The 7,019-nt window shown below is 51.3% G+C and carries 4 protein-coding genes and 1 pseudogene; 2 read left to right on the top strand and 3 right to left on the bottom strand.

Annotated features, from left to right (window positions below; all coding sequences use genetic code 11):
- Positions 1-220: 220 nt before the first annotated feature.
- Positions 221-1,615 (top strand): AmmeMemoRadiSam system protein A, encoded by a 1,395-nt coding sequence (amrA, locus tag HMPREF1246_RS09640; protein WP_021737371.1) that lies wholly within the window; start codon positions 221-223, stop codon positions 1,613-1,615.
- A 268-nt stretch (positions 1,616-1,883) separates the two neighbouring features.
- A pseudogene (locus HMPREF1246_RS09635) lies at positions 1,884-2,715 on the top strand (radical SAM protein).
- A 59-nt stretch (positions 2,716-2,774) separates the two neighbouring features.
- Here the strand turns inward: HMPREF1246_RS09635 and HMPREF1246_RS09630 are convergent.
- The 3 genes from HMPREF1246_RS09630 to HMPREF1246_RS09615 all read right to left on the bottom strand — a co-directional run bounded on the left by HMPREF1246_RS09630 (position 2,775) and on the right by HMPREF1246_RS09615 (position 6,807).
- Positions 2,775-4,238 (bottom strand): cell wall metabolism sensor histidine kinase WalK, encoded by a 1,464-nt coding sequence (locus HMPREF1246_RS09630; protein WP_016459841.1) that lies wholly within the window; start codon positions 4,236-4,238, stop codon positions 2,775-2,777.
- Positions 4,222-4,896, bottom strand: a complete 675-nt coding sequence (locus HMPREF1246_RS09625; protein WP_009015087.1) for a response regulator transcription factor — start codon at positions 4,894-4,896, stop codon at positions 4,222-4,224. The genes HMPREF1246_RS09630 and HMPREF1246_RS09625 overlap by 17 nt, the downstream gene beginning before the upstream one ends.
- Positions 4,897-5,346: 450 nt before the next feature.
- Positions 5,347-6,807 carry a GDSL-type esterase/lipase family protein gene (locus HMPREF1246_RS09615; protein WP_009015088.1) on the bottom strand — a complete coding sequence of 487 codons (1,461 nt, stop codon included), beginning with the start codon at positions 6,805-6,807 and terminating at the stop codon, positions 5,347-5,349.
- Positions 6,808-7,019 lie beyond the last annotated feature (212 nt).

Below are 7,019 nucleotides of genomic sequence, written 5' to 3'. Positions count from 1 at the left end.
GAGTGCATATGCCTATTTTTTTATTGAAAAAAAGTAGGCGCTGAGAGGACACGCATCTGGACGGTCACTTTAGCGCCCCAAAATAAATTATAGAACCTTTTTTATGCTTTATACCATTTTCTTACCCCCATTCCCACCTTGGTCCGTCACCCCCTCAAAATATGCTACAATATGGGAAAAAGCTCCTTCAGGAACATAAGAAAAAGGAAGGTGATACTCCATGATCCTTGCAGCCTACGCGGTTCCCCATCCGCCCATCATTGTCCCTGAAATTGGAAAAGGGGAAGAAAAGAAGATTGCCCGCACGAGCGCCGCCTATGATGCGGTCATGGCGGAAGCCGCGGCCCTTCATGCCGATACACTCGTTATTACAAGTCCTCATGCTGATGCCTATGTGGACTACTTTGCCATTTCCCCAGGAACGGAGGCCGAAGGCAGCTTTGGACAGTTTGGTGCCCCTCAGGTACGCATCAAGGTAAGCTATGACAAAGCCCTGGCGGCTGCAATCAGTGAAAGGGCAGAGGATAAGGGCCTTGCAGCAGGGCTTCTGGGAACTCATCACCCAGAGCTTGATCATGGAACCCTCCTGCCGCTTTACTTTTACCAAAAGCATGGCGATGTAAACACCCTCAAGATTGTCCGTATCGGTCTATCCGGCCTTTCTCCGGAAGCCCACTATGCTCTGGGAAAGACCATCGCCGAAGCCGCGTCCTCCCTGAAACGCCGGATCATTTTCATTGCCAGCGGGGATTTATCCCACAAACTCCGGGAAGATGGCCCTTACGGCTATGCCCCTGAAGGTCCCCTTTGGGACAGGGACTGCTTGTCTTTTCTTGAAAGGGCGGATTTTGTCTCCCTACTCACCATGGACCCCACTTTTTCAAGGAAAGCCGCCGAATGCGGGCTCCATTCTTTTTGGATCATGGCAGGCGCCTTGGATGGCCTTACCGTTTCCACGACGCGCCGCTCCTACGAGGACATTTTTGGTGTCGGCTACGGCATTGTGAGCTTTTCCGTCACAGGGGCTAATCCCGAGCGCCAACTGGCAGGCGTCCTGCATCAGCAGCTTGCAGAAAAGCGAAAGACCCAAAAGCAGCAAGAAGACCCCTATGTGACCCTTGCCCGCAGAAGCGTTGAAACAATTGTCACAACGGGGCGCCCCCTGCCTTTGCCGGAGCATCTCCCAAAATCACTGACAGGAAGCCGTCACGGCGTTTTTGTGTCCCTCCACCTTTACGGAAATCTTAGGGGCTGCATTGGGACCATTGCCCCGACGAAGAAAAGCACGGCCCTTGAAATCATAGCCAATGGCATCAGCGCAGCCCTGCACGATTCCCGCTTTCCGGCAGTGCGCAAAGAGGAACTGCCGGACCTTGTCTATTCCGTCGATATTCTTGGCGTCCCAGAACGCATAGCAGATGAATCCAGCCTTGACCCCAAACGCTATGGCGTCATCACCGAAAGTCTAGATGGAACGCGGCGGGGGCTCCTCCTTCCCGATCTTGACGGTGTGGAAAGTGTGTCCCAGCAAATCCAGATTGCCCGTCAAAAAGGCGGCATCGGGGCCGATGAACCGATCTTACTCTACCGCTTCACAGTGACGCGCCACGCCTAGGCTCCCATCCTTCAGGGAAGGGAAGCCAGCCTTTTTCCCTACGCGTCCCGCCTTTCCAAATGGGTGCGCCGCTTTCCAAAAGGAACCCCCTAAGGACCCGGAACAAAAGGGGCCATCTTTCAGAAGCATTTTTCTGTTATGCCGTCCCTCAAAATGCTTTATAAGCTTTTTTTCTTTTTATGCGAACCATTTATCATATTTCTTCTTTGCACGCCTTAAAAATGAAATATGAGCCTTTAGGAGCCATTTCAAAGGAGGTGTGTTCGTGATGTCTCCCATCCTGACCTGCCTGCTTTGTCATCATCACTGCTGCCTTGCTGACGGTGAAATCGGCTTTTGCCGCGCACGGCAGCACCAACAGGGACGACTGGTAAGCCTGTCCTATGGAAAGCTCACCAGTCTTGCCCTTGACCCCATCGAGAAGAAACCCCTCTATCACTTCCACCCGGGAACGCACATCCTTTCTGCCGGCAGTTTTGGCTGCAATCTTGCCTGCCCGTTCTGCCAGAATCACGAAATTTCCCAACATGGCAGGGAAGCCACCCGCTTTGTCCTTCCCCCGGAAAAACTTGCTGCCCTTGCGGGAAAGATGCATAAAGAAACAGGCTGCATCGGCCTTGCTTTTACCTATAACGAACCCCTCATAAACATTGAATATGTGCTGGATACCTTTCGGCTCATCAAGGAAACAGGCCTTGCAACGGTCCTTGTTACCAATGGCAGCCTCGCCCCCGCTCGCTTCCATGATCTGCTGCCCCTTACAGACGCCATGAACATCGACCTCAAATGCTTTACTGAAAGGCTGCCGCAGCCTTTCAGTAAACCTTGCGGAAACGAAAGAAAACATCGTCCAAGCCGTCCGTTTCGGGACCCATGTGGAGCTGACGACCCTCATTGTTCCCGGGTTAAACGATCGTCTTCTTGAGATGCGAGACGAAGCCCAATGGATTGCTTCCCTTTCCCCAGAAATTCCCCTTCATCTGACCCGCTATTTTCCCCGCTATCACGCCTGCCGCCCAGAGACCTCCCTATCCTGTCTTGCGGCGCTTTCCCGTGAGGCCAAACAATACCTCACATGGGTCCACCTAGGAAATGTATAGCCGTCCCCAAAACCAAAAAGACTGCACAGGATCCTTCCTGTACAGTCTTTTTTACTGCCCTATCTCTTAAAAACAAGATAAAAGGTGCTTCCCACACCAGGCGTGCTTTCAGCATAGGCCCGGCAGTCCAGGAGCTTTGCCGCCGCAGCCACAAAGGATAAGCCAAGCCCCAATCCAGCATTCAACTTCCGGCTGCGCGACGCGTCCGCTTGATAGAGACGGTCCCAGATTTTTTTCAAGGTGGATTCATCCATCCCCGCCCCATCATCGGATACGGTCAAATAGACCTCGTTTCCCTTTCCATATAGGCAGACCTTAACCCGCGAACGGGTAAACTTCATGGCATTATCCAGATAATTGATAAAGATCCTCATGAAAAGTGATTGATCCGTAGGCACCGTAATATTCGGTTCAATCTGGATATCCCACGTAATGTCCCTGCTTTCCGGAAGTTTCTGGTAGTCCGTTACGATATCTGCCACATAGGCTGAGATATCAAGGGGCGAGAGGGGAACAGACCGCTTGTTGCCGAGTCGGGTCAGTTCGAGGAGCTGCCCAATCATGCGGTTCATGTGACGGGCCTGGTCAAAGATCCTGCCCATTTCCTTTTTCGCTTCTTCTACGTTTTCCGCGTAATCCTTACCGAATTCACTTTCTGCCATAATGACAGCAATGGGCGTCCTGAGCTCATGGGAAACATCGGAGGTGAAGCGTTTTTCACGGCCCATGAGATCCTCAATCTGATCAAGCATGTGGTTCATGGTGCGTCCCATCTGATGGATTTCATCACTTCCTTCGCCAACGGGAAGCCGCTGGGATAGGTCCCCCGTTTCCCCAATGGCCCGGGCTGCCTTGCTCATGGAGGCCACAGGTGCAAAAGAACGGCGGACAATCCGGTAGCCCCCGACGATAACAAGAATCAAAAAGAGAGGAAAGAACACCAGATAGGTCACAATCAGGGTCCGCCATCTGCTGGAAGCAGCTTCCCCGGACATAATGCCCCGAACCCACAGATGATGTCCATATTTTTCTCCCGACACAAACGGTCCCTGACGCGGCTGCTGGAGATCAAGCCCCATGCCCGTCAAGGAAGTATCCGTCCTATCACCCCGCAGCTCCCGCGGAGGCCGAACTGGAATATCCACATAGCGGTATTCCACACCTCCAACCTTAATAGATTGGGGGCCTTCCCCAAAATGGGGGCGCTCCTGAGGAAACCCTTCCGGCATGCCGCCGTAGACAATCTTATCTTCATGATTGTGGATGGAAAGATAGACATTTCGATCATAGACATCAAAAGCTTTTTCGTTGCGCGAGGCCCGGACCGTCACCTCTAGGAGCACTTTGTCCATTTCCTTGATTTCAAGGTACTTAGCCATTTGAAACCCGCTCATGGTCACAAGCAGAAGCAATAACCCCAAAAACAGGGTATAGTAGGCCGTGACCTTGATGGAAACGGGCATATCCTTCAAAAAATGCATGACAGAAGCAGAAAAGGAAACCAGCTTATTCCTTAAGGACATAACCGGCACCTCGTACGGTGTGAAGGAGCTTAGGCTCAAAATCATGGTCGATTTTCTTTCGTAAGGTCTTGATGTATACATCTACCATGTTAGAAGCTCCTTCATAGGAAAAATCCCAGGCATGTTCCAGGATCTTATCCCGGGACAGAACAATCCCTTGGTTCCGAAGCAGGTATTCGAGCACAGAAAATTCTTTGGGGGTCAACGCGATTGGCTTCCCGCCGCGGGTAACCGTATGGGCACTCTCCGACAGGACAAGATCGGACAGCTGCAATTCATTCTTGGGCACCGCCGTCCCCCCAGAGCGGCGCAAGAGGGCCCGAACCCGGGCAAGGAGCTCTGAAAATTCAAAGGGTTTGACCAAATAATCATCCCCTCCGGCATCAAGGCCCTTGACCTTATCTTCCGTCCCATCAAGGGCCGTAAGGAAAAGAACCGGTACGGTCACATTCTTTTCCCGCAGCGTGTGGACAAGGGTCAGACCATCCATTTCGGGCATAAGGATGTCCACGATGAGCAGGTCGTATTCGGCCAGCGCCACAAACTCCAAGGCATCACGGCCATTTTCTGCTTGATCGACGGAGTAGCCTTCGATCTTGAGCCTCTTGGCAATAATCTGGTTTAAGGAAGGTTCATCTTCTACAACGAGGATTTTCATGGAATTCCTCCTTTCCGATATAGGAAACCTGCAAAAAGAAATCTGTTATGATGGGATAAACCACTTGAGTGACGTCTTATTTTACACCTTTTTCGTGAAAAAAGAATGAAAATCATCGCGATGATATAAACCATCAAAAAAAAATGAGCCCCCAACATGGGGACTCCGGATATGGGGATGGTAATCCGAGCGGGGAAGCTCTGGACTACCTGGGGAAAAATAGAGGCTTGCATGACAAGAAAAGAAACGCCGGAGAGGAGTCACCAACGGATCCATGCTGCAGGGTCTGGAGTCACCCTGCTTTCTTGCCTTCCTCTAGGGCTTATTATAAAAAAAGAAAATGAAAGTTTCATGAATAAGTGGGTACAAACAGAAAAAATCATAAAATAGTATAAACAATCAGTATCATTTCCCTATGTGGGAAATCCCCAGCCAATGCACCTCCAGCGACTATTTTTCCGCAAATTGGGCCAGAACCTTTTCCCACTGCTCGTTGACCGCTTCTGCCATCAGTTTCTTACCGGGCGGATCGAGATGAATGCCATCAAGGCCGAGTTCCGTCGGAAGGTCCACCCCTTCGGGGATTTTTCCCGCAAGATCGATATGGATCTGGGTCCTGATATAAGCATTGACAGCAGCAAAGCGCTCCTTCCAATCCTCAGCCGTCGGTTCATTGAAGGCCCGGGCAATATTCTGGGGATTGATTGGTGGCAAGGTCATAAAAATTGGGCAGATCCCGTTTTGTTCACATTTTTCCTTGATGGCGGCAAGGTCGGAAATGACATCATCTGGATCCACGCCAGCCCGCAGACTGTTGGTTCCCGTCATGATGATGAGATAGTGGGGATGGAAAGGCAGGACATCATCATCAAAGCGGGCCAAGGTGGCCCCGCTCGTATCCCCGCTTTGGGCCAGGTTAATGGAATCAAACTTCAAATAGTGCTGGAAGCTGTATTCCCAATCACTCGGTGAATAGGAAAGGTTCCCGCCGCCATGGTAAATACTGTCGCCCAAAGTCGCAACCTCCCAGTGGTCAGATGGATTTATTACCATTTTCTGGGGCTCAGAAAATACGCCAATGGGCTGACCTTCGTCATCAAGGGCGCGGACCCGCCAATAAAGGGGATAAGAAGCCACGCGCTTTGTATCGTCATACCAATCAAAGCCAGTCGCCTTGCCCCGTCCTAGGGTAATCGCCGCGTCTGCCCGCTGATCTGGACGCTCCGGCAAGCGGCTGAGAATCTCCACTTCGTAGTTTCGGGCCCCGTGGACAGGAATCCAGTTATAAACAGGATAAAGAAGGGTCGTCCCTATGCCTTCATTGAAGCGGTTGGTCGGGACAGGACGCTGGAGGGAAGGCATTTGGGGATCTACATAGACCGTTTCCCACGCGGAAAAGGGAGTCATCGGGACACGGTCCAAATTAAGGGCGCGGACCCGGAATTCAAAATGGTCAGCCGCATAGTCGTCAGGAAGGACGGCATGATAGCCGTTAATAAAGACATAGCCATCAGTCTGAAATACAGTTCCATCCTTAGCAAGCTGGACCTCATAGACTACGGCATCATCCGCCTTTTCCCATCGCAGGACCGGTTTCAATGAACTGGGATGGTCCTTGGGAAAATGGCTCAGGATATGGGGGGCTTCGCCGTAGGGCGTAGTCACTTGGTTTGACACGGCAATCTCTCCTGTACCTGAGCTCCGGATGGTTTCCGGACTTGGCAGGACGACAAGTTTTGATGAGGCCTCACCGATGGCGCCTTTGGGTTCACTTCCGGCTTCTGCACAATTTTCATAAGGCTCCCTCCCAGAGATAAAAACCTCCTTGAAGCAAGGCAGATACCGGTAGACACCTGATACAGCGACAAACATCATGATGACGACTAGTAGGATCTGCTGGGTACGTTTCATCGCAAACGCGAGCTGGCATTCCTTTCATAGGGAAAAGATGGCTCGCCTCACCTCTCTTTCCAAAATGATTGTCAAGGTCAATCCGACCCACAGGCTGATTTACGTTCTTAGTCCAAGCCAAAAACCCCATTTCTGTCATGGTGAAGTGGCGTCAGCGAAAAAACGCTGATCTTTCAGGAAGGTAGAAAAAAGGGAATTGACAGATTGGGTAA

The organism is Acidaminococcus sp. BV3L6 (assembly GCF_000468835.1).
Classification (GTDB): Bacteria; Bacillota; Negativicutes; order Acidaminococcales; family Acidaminococcaceae; genus Acidaminococcus; species Acidaminococcus intestini.
Note: the sequence above shows the minus strand (reverse complement) of the source record. Positions and strands in the feature narration are given on the sequence as shown.